Source organism: Micromonospora sp. AMSO12t (genome assembly GCF_008806585.1).
Classification (GTDB): domain Bacteria; phylum Actinomycetota; class Actinomycetes; order Mycobacteriales; family Micromonosporaceae; genus Micromonospora; species Micromonospora reichwaldensis.
Genome location: NZ_WAAS01000572.1, coordinates 1 through 586, shown reverse-complemented (window position 1 = coordinate 586; position 586 = coordinate 1). Strand labels below are relative to the sequence as shown.

1 protein-coding gene is annotated in these 586 nt (G+C 74.2%); it reads left to right on the top strand.

Annotated elements, in window-relative coordinates; genetic code table 11:
* Nucleotides 1-433 (top strand): discoidin domain-containing protein (locus F6X68_RS33010; protein ID WP_151457876.1); only part of this gene is annotated, 433 nt, incomplete at its 5' end.
* Nucleotides 434-586: the final 153 nt, after the last annotated feature.

Here is a 586-nt window from a genome sequence, read left to right as displayed (position 1 = left end):
GACCCCGCCCCCGGCCGGGAACCTGGCGCTCGGTCGACCGGCCGCGGCGACCAGCCACGCCGACGTGTACGTGGCGGCCAACGCGGTCGACGGCAACCCGAACACCTACTGGGAGAGCGCCAACAACGCCTTCCCGCAGTCGCTGACGGTGGACCTGGGCGCCAACCGGACGGTGTCCCGGGTCGTGCTCAAGCTCCCGCCGTCCTCGGCCTGGCAGACCCGCACCCAGACGCTGTCGGTGCTCGGCTCCACCAACGGCTCGTCGTTCACCACCCTGAAGGCGTCCGCAGGCCACACCTTCAACCCGGCCAGCGGCAACACGGTCACCGTGACCTTCGCGGCGACCAGCCAGCGGTACCTGCGGCTGACGTTCACCGGCAACAGCAGCTGGCCCGCCGGCCAGCTCAGCGAGTTCGAGGTCCACTCCAGCTAGCCCGATGGCCCCCGTCCGTCCCGGCGGGGGCCGTCCCGGTCCCGGGCGGCCCGGCGCAGCGCCGCCCCGACCTCCGCCCCGCACCGTCCCCCACCTGTCGCGGCACGACGGGCGTAACCCTGCGCCCGTCGTGCCGCGACAGGTGGGGGACGG